At 63.9% G+C, this 23,786-nt stretch carries 20 protein-coding genes and 1 pseudogene; 13 read left to right on the forward strand and 8 right to left on the reverse strand.

What is annotated here, in order from left to right:
• Positions 1-34 precede the first annotated feature (34 nt).
• Both rimK and metH read right to left on the reverse strand, forming a co-directional pair.
• The gene (gene rimK, locus PG900_RS11040) at positions 35-931 is read right to left on the reverse strand and encodes a 30S ribosomal protein S6--L-glutamate ligase (RefSeq protein ID WP_016349212.1); all 897 of its coding nucleotides are present in this window, start codon (positions 929-931) and stop codon (positions 35-37) included.
• Between the two features lie 239 nt (positions 932-1,170).
• Complete coding sequence (gene metH / locus PG900_RS11045; RefSeq protein WP_270801569.1) at positions 1,171-4,854, reverse strand: methionine synthase; 3,684 nt, start codon at positions 4,852-4,854, stop codon at positions 1,171-1,173.
• Between the two features lie 203 nt (positions 4,855-5,057).
• On the opposite strand from metH, the gene PG900_RS11050 reads away from it, so the two are divergent.
• Positions 5,058-6,335, forward strand: coding sequence for a cation:proton antiporter (locus PG900_RS11050; protein ID WP_024945658.1), 1,278 nt, complete (start codon positions 5,058-5,060; stop codon positions 6,333-6,335).
• A 471-nt stretch (positions 6,336-6,806) separates the two neighbouring features.
• Positions 6,807-6,983 (forward strand): hypothetical protein, encoded by a 177-nt coding sequence (locus PG900_RS11055; protein ID WP_017408838.1) that lies wholly within the window; start codon positions 6,807-6,809, stop codon positions 6,981-6,983.
• Between the two features lie 123 nt (positions 6,984-7,106).
• Here PG900_RS11055 and PG900_RS11060 read toward each other — a convergent pair whose 3' ends face one another.
• Together PG900_RS11060 and PG900_RS11065 are read right to left on the reverse strand one after the other, a co-directional pair.
• Positions 7,107-7,628 (reverse strand): GNAT family N-acetyltransferase, encoded by a 522-nt coding sequence (locus PG900_RS11060; protein ID WP_024945657.1) that lies wholly within the window; start codon positions 7,626-7,628, stop codon positions 7,107-7,109.
• Positions 7,629-7,745: 117 nt separating this feature from the next.
• On the reverse strand, positions 7,746-8,567 hold the full coding sequence (locus tag PG900_RS11065) for an HDOD domain-containing protein (RefSeq protein ID WP_024945656.1): 822 nt from the start codon (positions 8,565-8,567) through the stop codon (positions 7,746-7,748).
• Between the two features lie 174 nt (positions 8,568-8,741).
• Here PG900_RS11065 and PG900_RS11070 point away from each other — a divergent pair, with 174 nt between their 5' ends.
• Positions 8,742-9,005, forward strand: a complete 264-nt coding sequence (locus PG900_RS11070) for a hypothetical protein (protein WP_005308154.1) — start codon at positions 8,742-8,744, stop codon at positions 9,003-9,005.
• A gap of 107 nt (positions 9,006-9,112) precedes the next feature.
• On the forward strand, positions 9,113-9,958 hold the full coding sequence (ypfJ, locus tag PG900_RS11075) for a KPN_02809 family neutral zinc metallopeptidase (protein WP_270801571.1): 846 nt from the start codon (positions 9,113-9,115) through the stop codon (positions 9,956-9,958).
• Between the two features lie 61 nt (positions 9,959-10,019).
• Here the strand turns inward: ypfJ and aphA are convergent, their stop codons facing one another.
• Positions 10,020-10,730, reverse strand: a complete 711-nt coding sequence (gene aphA, locus PG900_RS11080; RefSeq protein ID WP_270801572.1) for an acid phosphatase AphA — start codon at positions 10,728-10,730, stop codon at positions 10,020-10,022.
• Positions 10,731-10,945: 215 nt separating this feature from the next.
• Here aphA and PG900_RS23005 point away from each other — a divergent pair.
• Positions 10,946-11,337: pseudogene (locus PG900_RS23005) on the forward strand (nuclear transport factor 2 family protein).
• On the opposite strand, the gene PG900_RS11085 reads toward PG900_RS23005, so the two are convergent.
• On the reverse strand, positions 11,303-11,995 hold the full coding sequence (locus tag PG900_RS11085) for an AraC family transcriptional regulator (RefSeq protein ID WP_270801577.1): 693 nt from the start codon (positions 11,993-11,995) through the stop codon (positions 11,303-11,305). The pseudogene PG900_RS23005 and the gene PG900_RS11085 overlap by 35 nt on opposite strands.
• Positions 11,996-12,136: 141 nt before the next feature.
• Between PG900_RS11085 and PG900_RS11090 the strand changes: the two genes are divergently transcribed.
• From PG900_RS11090 to PG900_RS11110, 5 genes are read left to right on the forward strand one after another with little or no spacing between them, the layout of a single operon-like run.
• Positions 12,137-13,357 carry a PAS domain-containing protein gene (locus tag PG900_RS11090; protein ID WP_180345490.1) on the forward strand — a complete coding sequence of 407 codons (1,221 nt, stop codon included), beginning with the start codon at positions 12,137-12,139 and terminating at the stop codon, positions 13,355-13,357.
• Positions 13,358-13,366: 9 nt separating this feature from the next.
• The gene (locus PG900_RS11095; protein WP_011704395.1) at positions 13,367-13,741 is read left to right on the forward strand and encodes a sigma-B regulator RsbS; all 375 of its coding nucleotides are present in this window, start codon (positions 13,367-13,369) and stop codon (positions 13,739-13,741) included.
• Between the two features lie 6 nt (positions 13,742-13,747).
• Complete coding sequence (locus tag PG900_RS11100; RefSeq protein WP_270831470.1) at positions 13,748-14,818, forward strand: ATP-binding SpoIIE family protein phosphatase; 1,071 nt, start codon at positions 13,748-13,750, stop codon at positions 14,816-14,818.
• Positions 14,819-17,485 (forward strand): response regulator, encoded by a 2,667-nt coding sequence (locus tag PG900_RS11105; RefSeq protein WP_270801585.1) that lies wholly within the window; start codon positions 14,819-14,821, stop codon positions 17,483-17,485.
• The gene (locus PG900_RS11110) at positions 17,424-18,626 is read left to right on the forward strand and encodes an HD-GYP domain-containing protein (RefSeq protein WP_080602659.1); all 1,203 of its coding nucleotides are present in this window, start codon (positions 17,424-17,426) and stop codon (positions 18,624-18,626) included. Before PG900_RS11105 ends, PG900_RS11110 begins: the two co-directional genes overlap by 62 nt.
• Here the strand turns inward: PG900_RS11110 and PG900_RS11115 are convergent.
• Positions 18,623-19,294 (reverse strand): ATP-binding protein, encoded by a 672-nt coding sequence (locus tag PG900_RS11115; RefSeq protein ID WP_270801590.1) that lies wholly within the window; start codon positions 19,292-19,294, stop codon positions 18,623-18,625. The two genes, PG900_RS11110 and PG900_RS11115, sit on opposite strands and share 4 nt — an antisense overlap.
• 248 nt (positions 19,295-19,542) lie before the next feature.
• Here PG900_RS11115 and PG900_RS11120 point away from each other — a divergent pair, with 248 nt between their 5' ends.
• The 3 genes from PG900_RS11120 (at position 19,543) to PG900_RS11130 (ending at position 22,075) form a co-directional block, all read left to right on the forward strand.
• The gene (locus PG900_RS11120; protein ID WP_270831471.1) at positions 19,543-20,859 is read left to right on the forward strand and encodes an MFS transporter; all 1,317 of its coding nucleotides are present in this window, start codon (positions 19,543-19,545) and stop codon (positions 20,857-20,859) included.
• 135 nt (positions 20,860-20,994) lie between these two features.
• The gene (locus PG900_RS11125; RefSeq protein ID WP_016349179.1) at positions 20,995-21,711 is read left to right on the forward strand and encodes a MarC family NAAT transporter; all 717 of its coding nucleotides are present in this window, start codon (positions 20,995-20,997) and stop codon (positions 21,709-21,711) included.
• A gap of 160 nt (positions 21,712-21,871) precedes the next feature.
• Positions 21,872-22,075 (forward strand): hypothetical protein, encoded by a 204-nt coding sequence (locus tag PG900_RS11130; RefSeq protein WP_005308127.1) that lies wholly within the window; start codon positions 21,872-21,874, stop codon positions 22,073-22,075.
• Between the two features lie 120 nt (positions 22,076-22,195).
• Here PG900_RS11130 and tldD read toward each other — a convergent pair whose 3' ends face one another.
• Positions 22,196-23,644: a metalloprotease TldD gene (tldD, locus tag PG900_RS11135; RefSeq protein ID WP_016349174.1), complete on the reverse strand. Its 1,449-nt coding sequence runs from the start codon at positions 23,642-23,644 to the stop codon at positions 22,196-22,198.
• Positions 23,645-23,786: the final 142 nt, after the last annotated feature.

Consider the following 23,786-nt stretch of genomic DNA (forward strand, 5'->3'; position numbering starts at 1 on the left):
CGCCCTGTGTGATGGAGTGGCAGCAAGCCCGGCGTCACTCCGCCGGCTTGTGCTTGCGACTCGCCTTGAGCTCGAGAAACTCGATGATCTTGCCGGCCACGTCCTTGCCAGAGGCCGCTTCCACCCCTTGCAGGCCGGGGGAGGAGTTCACCTCCAGCACCAGCGGGCCGCGGGCACTGCGCAGGATATCCACCCCGGCCACGTCCAGCCCCATGATCTTGGCGGCCTGCACCGCGGTGGCCCGCTCCTCCGGGCTTATCTTGATCGCCTCGGCGGTGCCGCCCCGATGCAGGTTGGAGCGAAACTCCCCCGGCTGGGCCTGGCGGCGCATGGCGGCCACCACCTTGCCGTTGACCACCAGACAGCGGATGTCGGCGCCGTTGGCCTCGCGGATGTACTCCTGCACCAGGATGTTGTTGTTGGTCTGGATGAAGGCTTCGATCACGCTCTCGGCAGCCTTCTGGGTCTCGCACAGCACCACGCCGATCCCCTGGGTTCCCTCCAGCAGCTTCACCACCAGCGGCGCGCCGCCCACCATGGTGATGAGGTCAGGCACGTCGTGGGTGCTGTGGGCATAGCCGGTCACCGGCAGGCCGATGCCGTGGCGGGAGAGCAACTGCATGGCCCGCAGCTTGTCGCGGGAGCGGGAGATGGCCACCGAGCTGTTGAGCGCCATGGTGTTCATCATCTCGAACTGGCGCAGCACGGCGGTGCCGTAGAAGGTGATGCTGGCCCCGATGCGCGGGATCACCGCATCATAGCTCTCCAGTTCCCGCCCCTCGTAGTGGATGGAGGGATTGTGGGAGGCGATGTTCATGTAACAGCGCAGGGTGTCGAGCACCTCGACCTGATGACCGCGTGCCTGCGCCACCTCGACCAGACGGCGGGTGGAGTAGTTGTTGGGCTCACGGGATAAAATGGCGATCTTCATGACAATTCCGCTAGAAGGCAGTGCCTGGGCAGGATGGGGCGGGAGAGTATAAGGTGCCACAGCGCCAAGACAACGCCAATTGTTTCTCCTGACAACAAGACAAACCACACAGAAATCTGCGCTGCCATCCTGCCGTCACCAGATTGTCAAACGGCGGCACCAGACTGGTCTGTCCCCCAGTACAGGATGCCGCCGTTGTTCATCCAGGAGCAATCGGGATTGACCCGGTTGCCACCCCTTTAATGCAGGTTCGGCCCCAGCCAGCGCTCGGCTTCGGCCAGCGTCATCCCCTTGCGCTGGGCATAATCTTCCACCTGATCCTGCTGGATCTGCGCCACCGCGAAGTACTTGCTGTCGGGGTGGGAGAAATACCAGCCCGACACCGCCGCCCCCGGCCACATGGCGTAGGATTCGGTGAGCTTCATGCCGATGGCCTGCTCCACCCCCAGCAGCTCCCAGATGCCGCCCTTCTCGGTGTGCTCCGGGCAGGCCGGGTAACCCGGTGCCGGGCGGATGCCGCGATAGTTCTCGCGGATCAGCTCCTCGTTGCTGAGGGCTTCGTTGGGGGCATAGCCCCAGTGCACTTTACGCACCTGTTCGTGCAGGTACTCGGCGAAAGCTTCGGCGAGGCGATCGCACACCGCCTGAATGAGGATGGCGTTGTAGTCGTCGTGCTCTGCCTTGTAGGCCTTGGCGATGGCCTCCTCGCCTATGCCGCCGGTCACCGCGAAGGCGCCGATCCAGTCGGGCTTGCCGCTCTCCTTCGGCGCCACATAGTCTGCCAGACAGTAGTTGGGGAAGCCCTGCTTCTCGCTCTGCTGGCGCAGATGGTGCAGTACCTTGCACACCTCGCGGCGCGACTCGTCGGTGTAGACCTCGATGCTGTCGCCCACCGCGTTGGCGGGGAACAGACCTATGATGCCGGCGCAGCGCACGCTCCGATCTTGCTCCAGTTGATCCAGCATGGCGTTGGCGTCGGCGTAGAGGCGCGTGGCCTCCTCCCCCACTACCTCATCTTCCAGGATGCGGGGGAACTTGCCCGCCAGCTCCCAGCTCAGGAAGAACGGCGTCCAGTCGATGTAGGGGCGCAGCACCGAGACCGGCACATCCTCGAAGGTCTGCACGCCGAGTTCCCGGGGCTTGGGTGGCTGATAGCCAACCCAGTCCAGCTGATGACGGTTGGCACGGGCGTGGGCCAGACTGACTGGCTTGGAACGCGGCTGCTTGCGGGCGTGCTGCTCGCGGGCAATCTCGTACTCCTTGTCGATGCGGGCCACGAAGGCGGGCTTGAGCTCCGGGCTCAGCAGACTCTGGGCCACCCCCACCGCGCGCGACGCGTTGGAGACATAGACCACGGGTTCGGAGTAGTTCTGCTCTATCTTCACCGCGGTGTGGGCCTTGGAGGTGGTGGCACCGCCGATGAGCAGCGGCAACTTGAAGCCCTGGCGCTCCATCTCTTTGGCCACGTGCACCATCTCGTCCAACGACGGGGTGATCAGGCCCGACAGGCCGATGATGTCGGCATTGACCTCCCGCGCCGTCTTGAGGATCGTCTCGCAAGAGACCATGACCCCGAGATCGACAATCTCGTAGTTGTTGCACTGCAGCACCACACCAACGATGTTCTTGCCGATGTCGTGCACGTCCCCCTTCACGGTGGCCATCACGATTTTGCCGTTGCTGGAACCGCCGGACTTCTCCGCCTCGATATAGGGCTGCAGGTAGGCCACCGCCCGCTTCATCACCCGCGCCGACTTCACCACCTGGGGCAGGAACATCTTGCCGGCGCCGAACAGATCGCCCACCACGTTCATGCCGTCCATCAGCGGCCCCTCGATCACGTGCAGCGGCTTCTCGGCACCGGCCCGCGCCTCTTCGGTATCCTCCTCGATGAAATCGGTGATCCCCTTGACCAGCGCGTGCTCCAGCCGCTTGCCCACCGGCCAGCTGCGCCACGCCTGATCCCGCGGATCCTCCGCCTGGGCACCGCCACCGCGATAGCGCTCGGCGATGGCCAGCAGCGCCTCGGTGGCGTCCGGATTGAGGTTCAGCACCACCGCCTCGACCTTCTCTTTCAGATCGCTCGGGATGTCTTCGTAGATGGCGAGCTGACCGGCGTTGACGATCCCCATGTCCATGCCGTTCTGGATGGCGTGATAGAGGAACACCGCATGGATCGCCTCACGCACCGGCTCGTTGCCACGAAACGAGAAGGAGACGTTGGAGACGCCGCCGGAGATCATGGCGTGGGGCAGGTTCTGCTTGATGTCCTTCACCGCATCGATGAAGTCCACCGCGTAGTTGTTGTGCTCGTCGATGCCGGTCGCCACCGCGAAGATGTTGGGGTCGAAGATGATGTCTTCCGGCGGGAAGCCCACCCGATCCACCAGAATGCGGTAGGCGCGCTGGCAGATCTCGAACTTGCGCTCCCGGGTATCGGCCTGGCCCACCTCGTCGAACGCCATCACGATGACGGCGGCGCCGTAGCGGCGCAGCAATCTGGCCTGCTGGATGAATTTCTCCTCCCCCTCCTTCATTGAGATGGAGTTGACCACCGGCTTGCCCTGCACGCACTTGAGGCCGGCTTCCAGCACCTCCCACTTGGAGGAGTCGATCATCACGGGCACCCGGGCGATGTCCGGCTCGCCGGCAATCAGGTTCAGGAAGCGCACCATGGCCGCCTCGGCGTCCAGCATCCCCTCGTCCATGTTGATGTCGATGATCTGGGCGCCGCTCTCCACCTGCTGCTTGGCGACGTCGAGGGCCTCGTCGTAGAGCCCCTCCTTGATCAGCCGCTTGAACTTGGCCGAGCCGGTGACGTTGGTGCGCTCCCCCACGTTCACGAACATGGATTCGGGGGTGATGATGAGGGGCTCCAGGCCCGACAGGCGGCAGGCTACCGGCAGCTCGGGCAGGGCGCGCGGCTTGATGCCCGCCACGGCGTCCGCCATGGCGCGAATATGGGTCGGGGTGGTGCCGCAGCAGCCGCCCACCAGATTGAGAAAGCCGCTCGCAGCCCACTCGCGGATATGCTCGGCCATCTCGTGCGCGTCCAGATCGTACTCGCCGAACGCATTGGGCAACCCGGCGTTGGGGTGGGCGCTGACATGGGTCTCGCTGATGCGCGACAGCTCCTCCACGTACTGGCGCAGCTCATCCGGCCCCAGCGCGCAGTTGAGACCGAACGAGACGGGTTTCACGTGGCGCAGCGAGTGATAGAAGGCTTCGGTGGTCTGGCCGGAGAGGGTACGGCCCGAGGCATCCGTGATGGTTCCGGAGATCATCACCGGCAGGCTGTAGCCCAGCGCCTCGAACACCCCTTCCACCGCGAAGGCGGCGGCCTTGGCGTTGAGGGTATCGAAGATGGTCTCGATCAGAATGATGTCGGCGCCACCCTCGATCAGGGCGTGGGTCGATTCGGTGTAGGCGGCCACCAGCTGGTCATAGGTGACGTTGCGCTTGCCGGGATCGTTCACGTCCGGCGAGATGGAGGCGGTGCGGTTGGTCGGGCCCAAGACCCCGGCCACGAAGCGCGGCTTGTGGGGCTCTTTCGCCGTCCACTCGTCTGCCACCGCACGTGCCAGCCGGGCAGCCTCGCGGTTGATCTCGGCCGAGAACTCTTCCATCTCGTAGTCGGCCATGGCGATGCGGGTGGCGTTGAAGGTGTTGGTCTCGAGGATGTCGGCACCGGCGGCGCAGTACTGCTCGTGGATCTCGCGAATCACGGCGGGACGGGTCAGCACCAGCAGGTCATTGTTGCCCTTGATGTCGGTGTGCCAGTCGGCAAAACGCGCGCCGCGATAATCGGCCTCACCGAGCTTGTAGCCCTGGATCATGGTGCCCATGGCGCCATCGATGATCAGGATCCGCTCCTTGAGACAGGCTTCCAGTTTGTTTGTCACATCCGACTTTTTGTTCGACACCGCTCGTTCCTCTTACATCCATGCAACTGCGTAAACAGCATCCTAACAGCAAACAAATCAAATGGAAATCTAGCCGTCTATCTGTCTATACCAGTGACCCATATACTCATAAATAGGTAATGAGTAACATGTGACCCAAGAGTACCCTATGCCCGTCCTCAATCCGGACACGTGCTTGCTGTTTACTAAAGAGAAAAATAACTATGAGCGTCTACTACACACTCTGCTTCCTGGCAGCGTTGGCGATCTTTATCGCCTTTGCCAATCAGTATGTTGTGAAGATCCAGACCACCATCGCCATCACCGCGGGCTCCATGCTGATCTCCGCGCTGCTGGTGCTGTTCGGTAAGCTGGGCTGGTTCAATCTGGAACCCCTGGCCGTCAAGACCATGGAGAGCATCGACTTCCAGAATTTCCTGCTGAAGGGGATCCTGGGCTTCCTGCTGTTCGCCGGCGGTCTCGGGATCAATCTGAAAGCCCTGCGCAGCCAGAAGTGGGAGATCACCATTCTCTCCATCGTGGCGACCCTGCTCTCCACCTTCATGGTCGGCTACGGCTTCTGGTTCATCGCCAAGCTGCTGGGCTGGGAGCTGCCGCTGGTCTATTGCATGCTGTTCGGTGCCCTGATCTCCCCCACCGACCCCATCGCCGTACTGGCCATCGTCAAGAAGATGAAGGCGCCACCCCAGATCGCCATCCAGATCGAAGGGGAATCGCTGTTCAACGACGGTGTCGGTCTGGTGATCTTCGCCACCGTGTTCGCCGTGGCGTTCGGCGGCGTCGAGCCCACCTTCGGCAGCGTGGCCGGCCTGTTCCTGCATGAGGCCCTCGGCGGCATCCTGTTCGGCGCCGTGCTGGGCCTCATCGCCCACGTGATGATCAGCGCCACCGACGACGGTTCGCTGGAGCTGCTGCTGACCCTCTGCATCCCCACCGCCGGCTTCGCCTTCGCCAACATGATCGGCGTCTCTGGCGCCCTGGCCATGGTGGTGACCGGCATCATGATCGGCAACTGGACCCGTCATTCCGGCTTCTCCGAGCAGAGCAGCCATCACCTGGATCACTTCTGGGAGTTGATGGACCAGTTCCTCAACGCCCTGCTGTTCCTGCTGATCGGTCTGGCGCTGGTGCTGCTGGATCTGGCCTGGCGTGACTGGATCCTGCTGGTCATCGCGGTACCGCTCTGCCTCGCCTCCCGCTTCATCAGCGTGTCGCTGCCCTACATGGCTTTCCGCCGCTATCGCAGCTACAACAAGTTCTCGGTGCGGATCCTCACCTGGGGCGGCCTGCGCGGCGGTCTGGCCATGGCCATGGCGCTGGCGCTCCCCTCCGGCGTCATGATGCTGCCGGAACACGGCGTAGACCTGCGGGAAGTGATCCTGGTGATGACCTACTCGGTGGTGATGTTCTCCATCGTGGTACAAGGCATGACCATCACTCCGATGATCACCGCCGCCAAGAAGGCCAGCGGCCACTATTGAGTCACCGGCTGACGTCACCTGGTGATGAAAAAGGGCTCCCTCGGGAGCCCTTTTTGTGGCCGACAGACGACCCTCAAGGAAAAACTGCAAATAATTGTTTGCTTTTTACGCATGTCGAGGAGAGAATGCGCGCCGGCTAGTTAATCAGCCCTGATTATGTTTACCCTGAAATGCTTCACCTCACGATGAATCCTGCCAGTACCCGCATAACCTTCTTCTGATTTACTCGCCTTGAGAACCGTTCAGGCTGTCTGCCTGCGTTGCCCGGCTCTCACGGTGCAGACCCGATCTGCCCACTCCCAAGTAGCATCATGCATCCGCGTGGTCCTTGGCGCATTCCTTGAAAGTGCAGACGCCCCTGAACCGGGCTGGGTATTCCTGCGCGCTCGTCCGCAATCGTGCTGACCGCGCCCATTGACCTGACATTTGCCAATACAAGGAGCAAACACCTAATTGATATAGAGAAATACCATGATGAAAGCAGTACAAACACACAAACCCCTGCGTCGCAGCAAACCCATCAACCTGCCCGTGCAAGAGCACGATGACGATGGGTTCCTGATCCAGTTCAGCACCCGCTTCAGCGGCGGTTTTGCCATCTCCTGTGACGGCATCGCTGGCGAGTTTTCCATCGAAGACCTCAACTGATCCTGCCTGCCCAACGGCAGCGCCCGATGCAGACAGGCCGCAACTCACGGCGGCCTCTTTGTCTCACTCCCGCAAATTTTCCCTACATCGCCTAGCCAACACCCGCACTCTTGGCCGGTACTCTCAGACCCGGCAGGCCTGCGCACCTTGCGCCTCCAGCAGCAGACACTCATCCGCATCCTCGGCCAGCTTGACCAGCCTGCTCTGCACCAGCCCCAGCTTGGCCAGCAGCGCCACCGAGCGCTCGTTGCCCGGAGTAACGATGGCGACCACCCGCTTTATGCCGAGCCGCTCCCGACCATCCTGCAGCGCTGCCTGCGCCGCTTCGATGCCATAACCCTGACCGCGATAGGCGGGCAGGAAGGCGTAGCCGATGTCTTCACAAGGCAGGGTATCGCGCTTGATCAGCCCGCAGATGCCGAGCTTGGCGCCGTCGCTGCGCCGGGCCACCAGATAGAGGCCATGGCCGTGGCGGGCATAGCTGACCGCCGGCCCCTGCTGGATGTAGTTTTCGGCATCCTGCAGAGTGCGGATGCCCCGATCGCCGATGTAGCGGTGAAAGTCGGGGTCGTTGAGCAGTTCGACAATGAAGGGGGCATCGGCAACGGTCAGTTCGCGCAGTTCCAGGCGCTCGGAGAGGATCATGACAAGGGCTCGCATAGAAGAGACAGGCCCCAAGACTGCCCCCGCCACCGGCTATTGGCAAGGCTGTCACCATGAAAAAGGGCCGCAGCGCGGCCCCGGTCAATGAAATCAGCCGCGTCAGGCCGCCAGCAGCCCGGCATAACCGTTGCCCTGCTCGCGCAGCGCCACGAACACCGCCGCACAGTCGGACCAGGAGAGGCCGAGCCGCTCGGCCACCTGGGCGGGCCACTCGGGCGGCGCCTCGTCCCCCACGTCGGATTGCGCCGCCAGGGCGATGGCCAGATGGATGAGGGCAGCCTCGACAGAGAACTCCTTGGCCAGCAAGGGGTTGTAGTGATACTCCACCGCATGGCAGATGCTCAGGGGGAATTGCCAGCGCCTGGCCATCTCGGCCCCGGTCTGGGCATAGTTGAAGCCGACCACCAGCTCCTCGGCCTTGGCGCGCCCCTTGCTGGGCTCCAGATCCTTGATGTGGTTCACCATGTTCTCCGGCAGCCCCACGTGCATGATGAGCCGTCCCATGTCGTAGAGCAGGGCGCAGGTGAACACCTCCTCCCCCTTCATGCCCTTGAGCTTGGCCAGCCGTCTGGCCAGTTCAGCCACGTCGAATACCTTGCCCCAGAAATGTTTGAGATCGATGCCTGGCACCGCATTGATGGAACCTGTCAGGCCGCAGGCGAGCACCATGTTGCGCACCACGTCGACCCCGAGCCGTACCACGGCCTCGTTGACGGTGGCGACCTGGCGACTGCCGCCAAACTTGGCGGAGTTGGCCAGCCGCAGCAGCTTGGCGGAGATCACCGGATCCTTGTTGATCTTCTTGGCGATCAGCAGGATATCCGGCTCTTTCTCGTTGAAGGTCTGCACCAGTTCGCGCATGACTTCCGGCACGTTGGGCAGGTTCTGGGGCTTGGATAACAGCGAGTCTATGGTGGGCATATTGATATCCGTCCATGCGATTTTATGATGGTTGTCGTTTGCCGACAGCAAACCCACATTAATTATGAATAACAAAAACTGCCCATACCGAAATGTTTTTATCGAAATATTTCAATGTGTTAATTGCTATCTCGCTATACTGACACCCTTTATGGCATCACTAGGAAGCAGAGCATGAGCGAACCCACCGAATTCTTCGACGAACAAACCCTGCTGGAGATGGTCGACAACCAGCTGAGCGACGGCCACCCGCTGCAGGTCAAGGCGACCCTGATGCGGCTGGTGATGAAGGGCACCCCCCGTGAAGAGGCGCTGCAATATATCGCCTGTGCCCTGGGGGCCGAGCTGATGGCGATGGAAGCGGATCAGGGCCCCTTCAACCTCGAGCGTTACGGCCAGTTTCTGGACTCCCTGCCCGAGATGCCCTGGGCTGAATAAACGCCCGCTACCACCGCCGGCGACCCGGTCGCCGGCCTGCCCCCGTTAGGCAAGCCACCCCGCCAGCCATTATCATTACTGCCACCGGACAGCAGGGGAGCAAGCATATGCGCTGGCAAGATCGCCGTGAGAGCAACAATGTGGAAGACAGGCGCCAGCAGGGCGGCGGGGGCGGCATCCCCATCGGCGGCAAGGGGCGTCTGATCCTGCTGCTGGTGGTCATGGTGGCCGGCTACTACGGGGTGGACCTCTCCCCCCTGCTCAGCGAGCCGACCACCCAGAGCCAGCCCCAGCGTCAGGAGATGTCTCAGCCGGCCAAGGATCCCCTCGCCAGGTTCACCTCGGTGATGCTCGCCTCCACCGAGGATGCCTGGGGCGAAATCTTCCAGCAGAGCGGCAGCCGCTATCAGGCCCCCAAACTGGTGCTCTATCGCGGCGCAACCCGTACCGGCTGCGGACAGGGCCAGTCGGTGATGGGCCCCTTCTACTGCCCGGCGGATCGCACCGTCTACATCGATCTCTCCTTCTATCAGGAGATGCGCGACAAGCTGGGGGCCGACGGCGACTTCGCCCAGGGCTACGTGGTGGCACACGAGGTGGGCCACCACGTGCAGAACCTGCTCGGCATCGAGCGCAAGATGCGTGAACAGCAGCAGGGATTGAGCCGGGCCGAGCAGAACAAGCTGTCGGTCAAACTCGAGTTGCAGGCTGACTGCTTTGCCGGCGTCTGGGGCCACTACATGCAGCGGGAGCAGGTGCTGGAGCATGGCGATCTGGAAGAGGCGCTCAACGCCGCCCAGGCCATCGGCGACGACCGTCTGCAGCAGCAGAGCCAGGGCCGGGTGATCCCGGACAGCTTCACCCACGGCAGTTCGGCCCAGCGCTACGCCTGGTTCAAGCGCGGCTTCGACAGCGGCAAGCCCGCCAGCTGCAATACCTTCGCCGCCCGCTAGACGCCCAAAAGAAGGGCCGGATCCTGACAGGATCCGGCCCTTTTTCCATTCATGGGTGAAGTCAGTACTGGGAGTTGACGATCACCTCCTCCCCCAACGCACCAGCCAGCGGCAGCGGCCGGTAGGTGGAGTTGGCCGAGCGCAGCAGCCGGATGCCGCGAATGCCGAGCTCCTGCGCCGCCTTGATGTCGCCATCGGCATCGCCGTAGAAGATCTTCATCTGCTTCTCCTTGAGCCACTGCACCTTGGTGTTCTGGCCCGGCTGATCGCCGGCGAAGATCACCGGGTTGAGCTGGTCGGCCGGAATATTCATGGTCTGCTGCAGGGTCTTGCTCACGGTCTCGGTCTTGGTGGCCGAGCGGCCGGTGACGAAGTAGATGTGATCGCCGCGCTGGAGGTGCATGACGATGAGCGCCTTGCCCACCTCCTTCGGCACGCTGAACGCGTCCCAGCCGTTGTTCATCTTCTCCCAGAAGGCCGGGTTCTTCAGGTAGCTCTCGTCGTTGGGAGAGAACTCCTGCTTGCCGCGATAGAACCCCGGGCTGGAGAAGAGCAGGGTGTCGTCGATGTCGAAACCTACCGCCATCGGCGGCAACCCATCCAGGCTCCTGGCAATCTGCGTCACCGACACCCAGTGAATGGGGGCCTGCTGGGCCAGGGTCACCGCAGTGACACCGGCGGGGCTGGCCGGGGCTTCGACCGCCACGGCGGGCAGGGTCAGGCTGGCGGCGACCAGGGAGGCAAGCAGGGCAAAACGGGGGGATAAGGACATGATACGGCTCGTGACATGAAGGAAACAGGGGGCCGATCCTGCCCCATGCCGGCACCGCAAACCGTGAAACCCGCCACAAAACAGGGCCAAGTGACACGCATCGCCACGGCAAGCCCCCATCTTGGCGCAATCGCCAAACAGGATGGCGTGGGCGCCAAGGCCGGAGCCGACGCTGCAACCCATACTGGCCACTCCCATCCGCTCAGGAGCCCATCATGGATTACAAGCAACGGCTGCAAGCCTGCCTCAACCGGGTCATCTGCGACCCCGATTTCACCCCGGCCGAACTCGATCACTGGTTCTGCCCGGACTATGTCCAGCTGGTGGATGACCAGCGGCTGGATCGCGCCGCCTTCGAGCAACATCTGCTGACCCTGCGCCAAAGCCTGGCCCGCTGCGAGATCCGCTTTGTCTCGCTGCTGGCCGAGGGAAACCGGGTGCACTCCCTGCATCGGGTGCGGGCCTGGCGTCACGACGGCGCACGGATCGAGTGCAAGGTGAGCGCCCTGTTCACCTTTCAGGGCCAACGCCTGAGCCACACCGACGAGCAGACCGGGATCTCGGCTCCCGCCTCACGGCCCCACAGGTTCCCGCAAGAAGCGATTGAAGGCGTGAGAAAAGGCGCTGAAATCCCCGTAACCCAGTTCGAGGGCTATCCGCGACAGCGGCTGGCCCTGTTGCTGCAACTGGCGGGCCCGCCCCATCACCACCTGTTGCCGCCATTGCCGAAAGCTGCAGCCCAGCTGCTGGCTGAACAGCCGGTTGAGGGTGCGCACCGAGGCACCTGAATCGGCCGCCAACTCTGCCAACCCGTATTCGATGGAAGGGTGCCGGCAGACCCGCTCCAGCACCCGCAGCAGCCGCACGTCCAGCGCCACGCTCAGCATGAATCCGGCCGCCACCGGCGCCTGTCGCAGCTCGGCCGCCAATACCGTCAGATAGGCATCCCTGAGCCCCGGCCCCGCCATGTCCGCCAGCCGCTCGAACAAGCCGGCCAGCAGCGGGCTCACCTGGCGGGTCGTCAGCTCGCTTCCCCCATCCAGGTCATCCAGATAGATCAGACTGAGCCGGGAGTGACGCAGCACCCTGAACTCATGGGCAAGCCCGGCCGGGATCAGGCAGAGCTGGCCCGCCACCAGCAGCACGCCTGCCGCCTGACTGCTGATCACGCCGCCACCCCGATGCAGGTAGCAAAACTGTGAGCCGCCGTGACAATGGAGGGCGGTGAGCGCGCCTTGCGGGTAGTCGCGATACAAGAGATTCATGACGAACTTCCCAGGCCCAAGGCCCACCCACCAGCAGGCTCTTTCGGCACTTCTTGTCCCCCGCTCTCGTCCCGGTGGGCTATAACTGCTGTACGCCTTCTAATGACATTCAAATCAATAGCACCATTTATTGGAGATGCCATGGACGTGCACACCGCAGCTGCCCATTCGAACACAGTCACTCCCGCGTCACCCCAGGCCAGACTGGAGGCTGTCGACCAGCTGATGGCACGGCTCGAGCTCGCGCCAGACGGCTTGATCCTGGATGCCAATCCCCGTTTTCTCGCCATCATGGGATATCAGCTGGCCGAGCTCAAGGGTCAGCACTACAGCATGCTGCTCCCCGCTGAGGCAGAAGAATCCGCCGACGAGGCCGCCCGTTGGCAGGCGCTGCGGACGGGGCAGGCACAGGAGGGAGAGTTTCACCGGCTCGATCGCCAAGGCCGGGACATATGGCTGCGAGGCAGTTGCAGCCCACAGCTGGATGAACAGGGCGCGCTGGTCCAGGTCATCGAATACAGCATGGATCTGACCGAGCAGAAGCAGCTGAACGCCAACTTCGAGGGGCAGCTCAACGCCCTGAGCCGCGTCATGGGCAAGGTGGAGTTTTCACTGGATGGCATCATCCTCGATGCCAATGCCCGCTTTCTGGAGACGGTGGGCTATCAGCTGGAGGAGCTGAAGGGCCAGCACCACCGGCTGCTGGTCGATCCTGACTACGCCCAGTCGGCCGACTATCGCAGCTTCTGGGAGACTCTGCGCCGGGGTGAATTCCTGGCGGGAGAGTTCTGCCGGCTCGGCAAACAGGGGGAAGAGATCTGGATCCAGGGCTCCTACAACCCGGTGCTGGATCTCACCGGCAAGCCCAGCAAGATCGTCAAGTTTGCCACCGACATCACGGCCCAGGTGGCGCAGCATCGCCAGCTCAAGCGCGCCATGGAGGAGGCCGAAGAGGCCGCCAGGGTGCGCGAGGAGCTGCACAAATCGCTGCAGGAGATGTCGACCCCGGTCACCCCCATCTGGGACGGGATCCTGCTGCTGCCGCTGGTGGGGATCATCGATTCCATGCGCACCGCCGACGTGATGAACAAGTCGCTCACCAAGATTGCCGAGACCCGGGCCCGGGTCTTCGTACTGGACATCGCCGGGGTCGCCACCGTGGATACCGGCGTCGCCAACCAGCTGATCAAGATCACCAAGGCAACCCAGTTCATGGGGTGCGAGGCCATCATCTCCGGCGTCTCGCCGGCCATCGCCCGCACCATGGTGGAGCTGGGGGTCTCTGTCGGTGACATCCGTACCACGGCGACCCTGCGGGATGCCTTCGAGATCGCCCTCAAGCGGGTCGGATCCACCCTCTAGGAGAGATGCATGCTGCTCAACAATGATCTGGGCATCGCCGACGTGGCCGACTGCATCGTGGTCAGCATGCGCCCCGACCTCGGTGACGAGGGCATGCAGCAACTGATGCAGGCCCTCTCCCAGCGGCTGATGCTGGGCCGCCAGCATGCGGTACTGCTCGACTTCTCCGGGGTCATGCTGCTCGATCACCACGAATTCAGGCAGGTCCGCAAACTGGCCGAGGTGTGCCGCCTGCTCGGTGCCGTCTGCCTGCTGGTGGGGCTGAATGCGGGGATCGCCGCCTTCCTGGCGCTGGCCGATGCCGAGCCCGGGCCGCTGCGCTGCTTTCTCGACATGGACGATGCCTTCGCCCATGTTCGCACGACGCTCAAGGATGAGGAGTAGCGCAGCATGCAGCTGGAACAGAGCGTGCAAGAGGCCAGCTACCCGCTGCGCCACGACATCGACCTGCACCTGACGGTGATGGCGGTACGCCGCCTCCCCTTCATCGCCAACCTGTCCGAGGTGGACCGTGCCATGCTCTCCACCGTGGTCTCCGAGCTTGGCAGCAACATCCTGAAATACGCCGAGCGGGGGGAGATCACCCTCACCCTCCACCATCCCAGAGGGCGCCCCTGCATCGACATCGTCGCCCGCGATCAGGGCCCCGGCATTGGGGACGTGCATCAGGCCATGCAGGATCACTACAGCACTTCGGGTACCCTGGGCCTGGGCCTGCCCGGCGTGCGCCGCATGATGTCGGAACTCACCATCAGCACCCCGCCGGGAGGGGGGACTCTGGTGCAGGCCCGCAAGTGGCTGGGCGCGGCGCCTCTGGTATCCAGGCCAATCGCCCCCCTCGCCTGTGCCGGCCAGCTGCACGCCGGCCTGCAACTAACATGGGCCAGCGAGAACCGCCCCTGCTATCCGGAACGGGTCTCCGGCGATCTGGCCTTCATCCGGCCAGGGCCGGAGGGGGTGTCGCTGATCCTGATCGACGTGAGCGGCCACGGCACCTCGGCCAACAAGCTGGTACAGGTGCTGGAGGCGGCGCTGCAGCAAACCCGCGAGCAAGAACCAGCCCGCCTGTTGCAACTGCTGCACCAGCACTGCATCGGCACCCGAGGCGCCGCCGCCGGCGTGGCCCTGGTCAACGGCGAGCAAGGTGAGCTGAGCTATGCCGGCATCGGCAATACCCGCATCTGCCTGCGTGGCCGCGAGCCCTGGCGCGGCATCTCCCGCGATGGGGTGCTGGGAGAGCGTTTCCCCACCCCCTTGCTGCAACGCCAGCCACTCGTCGCCGGGGACGTGGTAATGCTCTATTCGGACGGTATCAGCGAATCCCTCAACCTGCGCGACGGTGCGCTGGATCTGACCGCCGAACCCGCCCAGCTGGCACGCCAGGTGATCGCCCACAGTGGCCGCAGCACCGACGACGCCAGCTGCATCGTGCTGCGGGTGCTGGCAGGAGAGGAGAACTAGATGCGGCAACAGATCGGCGAAACCTTGCTGTCAGGCCCGGCGGCGGCACTCACCGCCCGGCGCAAGGTGATCCAGGTACTCACCTGCCTCGACAGAAGTCCCACCTTCGTGGCACCGCTGGCGGGCGCCACCTCCGAGCTGGTACGCCAGCTGGTGGCGAACGCTGAGCCGCTGCAACTGCAGGTGTGGCTGGAGCCGCACGCGCAGGAGTTGTGGCTCTCGCTCTCGGCTGATGCCCCTATTGCCCCCGAGCCGGACGGCCGCCATTCACGTGGCATCCGGCTGGTATCACACGCGGACAACGCCATTGCCCTGGTCTACCGCCTGCCCCGCTGGCCCGATGAACTGCTGCTGCAACAGATGCAGCGGCAGTTCGCCGAACCGACCCGGGACGAGCTGTTTGCGGTGATGCAGGCCAAGAACCAGGAGCTGGAAGTCGCCTATGAGCTGGCGGAGGGCGCGACCCGGGCCAAGAGCGATTTTCTCGCCAACATGAGCCACGAGATCCGCACCCCCATGAACGCCATCCTCGGCATGTCCCATCTCGCCCTGCAGACCCGGCTCGATCCGCAGCAGTTCGACTACGTCAGCAAGATCCAGCGTTCGGCCCAGCATCTGCTCGGCATCATCAACGACATCCTCGACTTCTCCAAGATCGAAGCCGGCAAGCTGGATCTGGAGCGGATCGAATTCGATCTCGACCATGTGCTGGAGAATCTGGCCACCCTGGTGGGCGAAAAGGCGGAGGCCAAGGGCATAGAGCTGCTGTTCGAGGTCGACCACCAGCTCGACACCCTGCTCTATGGCGATCCCCTTCGCCTCGGCCAGATCCTGATCAACTATGCCAACAACGCGGTCAAGTTCACCGAGCAGGGGGAGATCCTGGTCAAGGTCAGCTGCCTGGAGAAACAACCCCAGGAGGTGTTGCTGCACTGCTCGGTACAGGACACCGGGATCGGCATGAGCCAGGAGCAGCAGCAGCGGCTGTTCCAGTCATTCCAGCAGGCGGACAGCTCCACCACCCGCAAGTACGGCGGCACCGGCCTCGGCCTCGCCATCTCCCGCAAACTGGCGGAGCTGATGGGCGGCGAGGTGGGGGTACAGAGCGAACCTGGCCAGGGCAGCACCTTCTGGTTTACCGCCCGACTCGGCCGGGGCAGACGCAGATCCCGCTATCTGCCGAGCCTGGATCTGCGCGGGCGCCGCATGCTGGTGGCCGACGACAGTGCCAGCGCCCGCACCATCATGGCCGCCCTACTGCGCAGCATGAGCTTTGTGGTGGACACCGCCGAATCGGGCCAGCAGGCACTGCAGATGATCGCCGGCGCCGAGCAGGAGGGGCAGCCCTACGAAGTGGTATTGCTGGACTGGCACATGCCGGGGCTGGATGGCATCGAGACCGGTCGCCGCCTCATCGCCCGCGGCATGGGCCAGCGTCCCTACCGGGTCATGGTGACCGGCTACGGACGGGAGGAGGTCTTTCGCCAGGCCGACACTGCCGGCTTTGATCGGGTGCTGGTCAAGCCGGTATGCGCCTCCGTGCTGTTCGACACCGTCATCGGCCTGTTTGGTCAGCAAGCAAGCCCCCTCACCTTCAAGCCACCCCAGGCGACCCACCACTACCGCTTCGACGGGCTCAGGATCCTGCTGGCGGAAGACAACGAGCTCAATCAGCAGGTGGCGCTGGAGCTGCTGCGGGCGGTCGGCGCCGATGTCAGCATCGCCGGCAATGGTGCCATCGCGCTGGAGATGGTGGCCCAGACCCACTACGACCTGATCCTGATGGACATGCAGATGCCGGTGATGGATGGCCTGGCCGCCACCCGGCTGTTGCGCGAGCGGGAAGACATCGGACAACACACCCCGATCCTGGCGATGACGGCCAACGTCATGGCCGGTGATCGCGAACGCTGCCTGGCGGCCGGGATGGACGATCACATCGCCAAGCCCATCGACCCCGACAGGCTGTATGCGGCCCTGCAGCGCTGGGCAACCTCCTTCAGCCGCGAGGTCAGCAGCAGACTCACTGCCTCGCGCGCATCCCCCGCCACCGCCTTGCTGCCACAGCTGCGGGCGCTCGGCCTCAACGCCGAAACCGCCCTGCAACGCTTGATGCACAACTGGGAGTGGTATCGGGATCTGCTGCAACGCTTCGCCCGCCAGGGGAGTCAGCCGATGGAAACCCTGCTGGCCGCCCTGCAGACGAATGACCGGGAAGAAGCGCATCGACAGGCTCATACCCTCAAGGGCATAGCCGCAACGCTGGGGGCCGGGTCGCTGCAGGAGCTCTCGGCCCGGCTGGAGAGCGCCCTCGCCCGGGGAGACGACGCCGCCAGCCTGCTGCCGCTGGCCGAACTGGGGTTGCAACAGCAGCAGCAACTGGCCGCCGGCCTGCTGACGCTGCTGCCGGCCCCTGCCGCCCCCGGCTTGCCGGAGGCAACCCCCGCCGAGCTAGCCCCCCTGCTGCACCAGCTGACCGGGCTGCTGCTGGAAGACGATGCGGAAGCCTTCATCCTGTTCCAGCGCAATCAGGCCAGGCTCGCCCCCCTGCTGGGCGAGGCGGCACCGGCCATGCACGATGCCATGACCCGTTTTCGCTTCGCCGATGCCCTGGCACATCTGCAACAAGTCCGGGCCCTCAGACCCGATCTGTTCAACCAAGAGTGAGGCCACCATCATGCTCAACTTGCTGGATCCCGATACCAAACCCACCCTGCTGGTGGTCGATGACACACCGGAGAACCTCTCCCTGCTCAGCGCCCTGCTCAGCCCCCACTACCGGGTCAAGGTCGCCATCAGCGGCCAGCGGGCGCTGGAGATCCTCTCGGCCGGCACCCGGGTGGATCTGATCCTGCTCGACGTGGTAATGCCCCAGATGGATGGCTATCAGGTGATGCAGGCGCTGCAGGAGATGCCGCAGGCGCGCGAGATCCCGGTGATCTTCCTGACCGCCAAGGTGGAAGAAAGTGCAGAGGCGCACGGCCTGGCACTGGGGGCCGTCGACTACATCCACAAGCCGATCACTCCTGCCATCGTGCTGGCCCGGGTCAGAAACCACCTGGAGCTGAAAGCGGCGCGGGATCTGCTGCACGACCAGAACGCCTTTCTGGAGCAGGAGGTGGAGCGGCGCACCCGGGAGAACGAACTGATCCAGAACATCACCATCCACTCCCTCGCCTCGCTTGCCGAAACCCGCGACAACGAGACCGGCAATCATATCCTGCGCACCCAGCACTATGTGCGGCTGCTGGCGGAGACCCTCTGCGAGCACCCCCGCTTTCGTGCCGAGCTGACCCCCAAGACCATCGATCTGCTGTTCAAATCGGCCCCGCTGCACGACATCGGCAAGGTCGGCGTGCCGGACCGGATCCTGCTCAAACCCGGCAAGCTGGATGCGGACGAGTTTGCCCAGATGAAGCACCACTCCATTCTCGGCAAGGAGGCCATCGTCCATGCCGAGGAGGCGCTGGGGGTGGAGGTGGAGTTTCTGCGGCTGGCCAAGGAGATCGCCTGCTACCACCACGAGAAGTGGGACGGCACCGGCTATCCCTATGGCCTGATCGGTGACGAGATCCCCCTCTCGGCCCGCTTGATGGCGCTGGCCGACGTGTACGACGCCCTCATCAGCAAGCGCTGCTACAAGGCCGCCATGTCCCACCAGGAGGTGGTGCCCATCATACTGGCGGGGCGGGGCAATCACTTCGACCCCGACATCACCGACGCCTTTGCCCGCATCCACCAGCAATTCCACGAGATAGCCCTGCGCTACAACGACGACAAGGGCGAGCGGGAGTCCAACCGCGACTAGGCGGTGGCGGGCAGCAGGTCGGTGAAGACGAAGCCGTCCCGCTCCACCGTCTCCCCCACCCGGATGGCCAGCGGCCGCTGGAACATGGGGCCATCCCAAGCCAGGGTATGAAACTCGCCGTTTTCGCCGCAGGAGTCCACCCCGGCGGGCAGGGCCGCCAGCAAGGCCGCGTCAAACTCATGCCCGCCGAGGGTGGCGGGCAGCTTGCGCGGATCCAGGGTGCTGATCCTGGCTCTGAGCCCTGCCGCCATCATCTCGCCTGCCAGCGAGTCGGTCTTGCTGCCCCACAGCGGAAACAGCGGCGTGATCCCCGTCCCCGCCAGCTGCCGCTCCCGATAGGCGCGTACATCCTCGAGGAAGAGATCGCCAAACGCCATGTGGCGGATCCCCTGCGCCACCACCTCTGCGATGAAGTCGGTCATGATGCGGGCGTAATCTTCATTGCTGCAGGGCCAGGGCAGGTCGATGGTGGTCAACGGCAAGCCCACGCACTCGGCCTGCGCCAGCAGCAACTGCTTGCGTACTCCGTGCATGGCCACCCGTTCGAACGCCTGGTTGAGGGTGGTGAACAGTCCCACCACCTCGATGGCCGGATCCTGCCGCAGTGCGTGCAGCGCCCAGGCGCTGTCCTTGCCGCTGCTCCAGGAGAGCAGCACCTTGGTCTTCATATGATTTCTCCAGCTATCTTGAGGTCGGAGCCGGCAAGGCGCCGGCCATCGTCCCGATTATTCGTCCGGGCGAGGAGCCCGGCGCTTGAGCGTGTCGCTCCGTCTCACTGCACCAAAAAGCTGCAAGACAGTGTTGCGAATTGTGCGATTTACATCACGGGATGCAAAAGCATACCCTCGGTAATGAGCGTGTCCCCTGCAAGGATGGGGGAACAATAACTAAAAAAAACGATGGGAAACATAAGGATATGACGACAGTCACACCAGCTTACCACCACAGCCGTCCCCTCAACCGACAGGATTACAAGACCCTGAGCCTGGCCGCCCTCGGCGGAGCCCTCGAGTTTTACGACTTTATCATCTTCGTCTTCTTCGCCGTGGTGATCGGCGAGCTGTTCTTCCCGGCCGACATTCCCGAGTGGCTGCGCCAGTTCCAGACCTTCGGCATCTTCGCCGCCGGCTATCTGGCCCGCCCGCTGGGCGGCATCATCATGGCCCACTTCGGCGATCTCATCGGTCGCAAGCGGATGTTCACCCTCAGCATACTGCTGATGGCACTGCCGACCCTGCTGATCGGCCTGCTGCCCACCTATGCCACCCTCGGCATCGCCGCGCCCCTGCTGTTGCTGCTGTTGCGGATCCTGCAGGGAGCCGCCATCGGCGGTGAAGTGCCCGGTGCCTGGGTGTTCGTGGCAGAGCACGTGCCGGCCCGCCGGGTCGGTGTCGCCTGCGGCACCCTCACCGCCGGGTTGACCGCCGGCATCCTGCTCGGCTCCCTGGTGGCCACCGCCATCAACCGCGGCATGAGCCCGAGCGAGGTGAGTGACTGGGGCTGGCGGCTGGCCTTCGTGCTCGGCGGGGCATTCGGCATCGTCGCCATGTACCTGCGCCGCTGGCTGCACGAGACCCCGGTCTTTGCCGAGATGCAGGCCAACAAGGCACTGGCGGAAGAGCTGCCGCTCAAGACGGTGCTGCGCAGCCACAAGAGCAGCGTCGTGGTCTCCATGCTGCTCACCTGGCTGCTCTCTGCCGGCATAGTGGTGGTGATCCTGATGACCCCCACCTACCTGCAGAAGGTGCACGGCATCAGCCCGGCCGATGCGCTGACCGCCAACTCGCTGGCCATTCTGGCGCTCACCTTCGGCTGCATCGTCTATGGCCGGCTGATCGACGCCCTCGGCAGCGGCCCCACCTTCATGCTGGGCTCATTGCTGCTGGCCGGCGCCAGCTACGCCTTCTATCACGGGCTGGCGACCGACACCAGCCAGCTGGTGCCGCTCTATGCGCTGGCCGGTTTCTCGGTGGGGATCGTCGGTGCCGTGCCCTACGTCATGGTCAACGCCTTCCCGGCGGTGGTGCGCTTCTCCGGGCTGTCGTTCTCCTACAACGTGGCCTACGCCATCTTCGGCGGCCTGACGCCCATGCTGGTCACGCTCTGGATGAAGGAGGACGTGCTGGCCCCCTCCCACTACGTGGTCAGCCTGGCTGCGCTCGGCTTCGTGCTCGGCCTGCAGCTCTGGCTGCAGCAGCGCAGCCAGCGCCAGAGCGCGCCGCAGGCCGCCTGAACCATTCCGAGCCCCGCCCAGTGCGGGGCTTTTTTCATATGGCTGGTGTTCAGCCCGGCCGACATAAGATAGCCTCCCTCTCGGGCCCATCGACGGCCCGGGACACTCCTCCACCCTAGTCATCCGAGGTTCATGATGTTCTTTCAGGTCGTATTTCTCGCCTTGCTGGCGCTGCTGCCCATGGTCAACCCGCCCACCACGGCCACCCTGTTGCTGGGGCTGAGCAAGGGCATGTCGCGCGAGCACGTGCGCCGCCAGATCAACCTGGCCGCCATCTATCTGTTCTGCACCCTCTGCGTCAGCTTCTTCATCGGCTCCTCCATCTTGGATCTGTTCGGGATCTCCATTCCCGGCCTGCGCCTGGCCGGCGGTCTCATCATCGCCTTCATCGGCTTTCGCATGCTGTTCCCGGCACCGAGCCAGGCGGCCGGGGTCGACATCAACCAGAGCATCGCCTTCGTGCCGCTCACCATGCCCAGCATGTGCGGGCCGGGCACCATGGCGCTGGTGATCAGCGGCGCCGCCCAGATCGCCGAGCTGCCGGACGAATACAACCGCTTCACCATCTATGCCGCCATGGTCACCGCCTTCGCCCTGATGAGCCTGCTCAGCTGGGGGGTGCTCAAGCTGGCGGATCCGGTCTGCAAGATCCTCGGCGCCACCGGCATCGATGCCATGACCCGGATCATGGGCTTCTTGCTGGTTTGCATGGGTATGCAGTTCTGCATCAACGGCATCAAGGAAGTGGCGCAGGATCCGGTGTTCCACGGTGCGCCGGCGGCACAAACGGCCCCCGCGTTGCCACACGTATCCGGCGCTCTTGATCAATTGCCGGACCCGCGCCAGCCCTGACTGAAAACGGTGTCATAAAAGCGCAGGAATCGTCGCTGATCTTGCGCCTGATCATGTTGTTGACACATAAATGAGTTAGTGTGTTTTTCATACAGATTCGATTCAGAGAGTGCTTGGTAGGTTTATGGATGGACACCCACTCACTTCAGGAGATGTGCAAATGGAAAAGATGCTGACCGAGATTGGAAGCTACAGCCTGTTTCATGAATATCTGAACGTGGTCGGTGCCGCCAGCCCCGCTCTGACCCGGATCAAGAGCCGGTGGGAGTACAAGCAGAGCGATCGTCTGGTTGCCCAGATCAGGGTCGATCAACAAGGCAACGCGCGCTTCTTCATCGACGCCCGCGCCATTTCGGTCAACTGACCGAGCCCCGTATCTGCAGCCCCGGCCCTTGCCGGGGCTTTTTGTTTCCCATGACCCCGGATAGCAAAACCCCGGCACTTGGCCGGGGTTTGGCGATCACGGGAGTACCGCTCGCTTCCCTTACTGGGTGCCGCCCACGGTGAGCTGATCCAGCTTGAGGGTGGGCTGGCCGACACCGACCGGCACGCTCTGCCCCTCCTTGCCACAGACCCCGACCCCGCGATCCAGCGCGAGATCCTTGCCCACCATGGAAACCTGGCTCATCGCCTCGGGGCCGTTGCCGATCAGGGTCGCCCCCTTGATGGGCGCGGTGATCTTGCCATCCTCGATGAGGTAGGCCTCGGAGGCGGAGAAGACGAACTTGCCGGAGGTGATGTCCACCTGACCACCGCCGAAGTTGGGGGCGTAGATCCCCTTCTTCACCGAGGCGATGATCTCGGCCGGATCATACTGACCCGCCAGCATGTAGGTGTTGGTCATGCGCGGCATCGGCAGGGCGGCGTAGGATTCGCGGCGGCCATTGCCGGTGAGCGGCACACCCATCAGACGGGCGTTCTGCTTGTCCTGCAGATAGCCCTTGAGGATGCCGTTCTCGATCAGCACGTTGTAGCCGCCCGGCGTTCCCTCGTCGTCGATGGAGACGGAGCCGCGCCGACCCGGCAGAGTGCCGTCATCGACGATGGTGCAGTGCTTGGAGGCCACCTGCTCACCGATGCGGCCGGCAAAGGCAGAAGAGCCCTTGCGGTTGAAATCCCCCTCCAGACCGTGGCCCACCGCCTCGTGCAGCAGCACACCGGGCCAGCCGGCACCGAGCACCACCGGCATGGTGCCGGCCGGTGCATCGATGGCGTCGAGGTTGACCAGTGCCTGGCGCACCGCTTCACGCACATAGCCAAACGCCCGGCTCTCCAGCCCGTCCAGCTCGAGGAAGTAGTCGTAACCGAAGCGGCCGCCGCCACCGGCACTGCCGCGTTCGCGACGATCGCCCTTTTCGGCGATGACGGTCACCGAGAGGCGCACCAGCGGACGCACGTCAGCGGCCAGGGTGCCGTCGGTGGCGGCCACCAGCACCTCTTCATAGACGCCGCTGATGGAGGCCATCACCTGATTGATGGCGGGATCCAGACTTCTGGCAAACTTGTCCATCTGCTCCAGCAGGGCGATCTTCTGCTGCTTGTCGAGGGTCTGCAGCGGATCCAGCGCCGGGTAGAGCAGATTCGCTTCGGTACGAGCCCACGCCTTCACCTTGCCCTGTGCACCGGCGGCCGCGATGCCACGGGCGGCGGTCACCGACTGTTGCAGCGCCAGCAGGCTCAGCTCATCCGAGTAAGCGAAGCCGGTCTTCTCGCCGCTGACGGCGCGCACCCCCACCCCCTGATCGATGTTGTAGCTGCCATCCTTGACGATGCCGTCCTCCAGCATCCAGGACTCGTGCCAGCTGCGCTGGAAATAGAGATCGCCGAACTCCACCTGATGGCTCATCAGGCTGCCGAGCAGCTGCTGCAGCCGCCCTTCGTCGAGGTCGTGGGGGGCCAACAGGGAGGCACTAACCTGGCTCAATAGACTCAATCTTTCTCTCCACTCTCGATGCGAGATGTCGTAACGGTTAAATCCCAGACCGTGGGTTCGCTTGGCGAAACGCCAGCGGACGTCCAACCCACCATCGGGTTTGCAAGCGTCCGACTCCCCCGCCACAGGGCGAGTCGAACCT

Source organism: Aeromonas sp. QDB03 (genome assembly GCF_027707985.1).
Taxonomy (GTDB): domain Bacteria; phylum Pseudomonadota; class Gammaproteobacteria; order Enterobacterales; family Aeromonadaceae; genus Aeromonas; species Aeromonas hydrophila.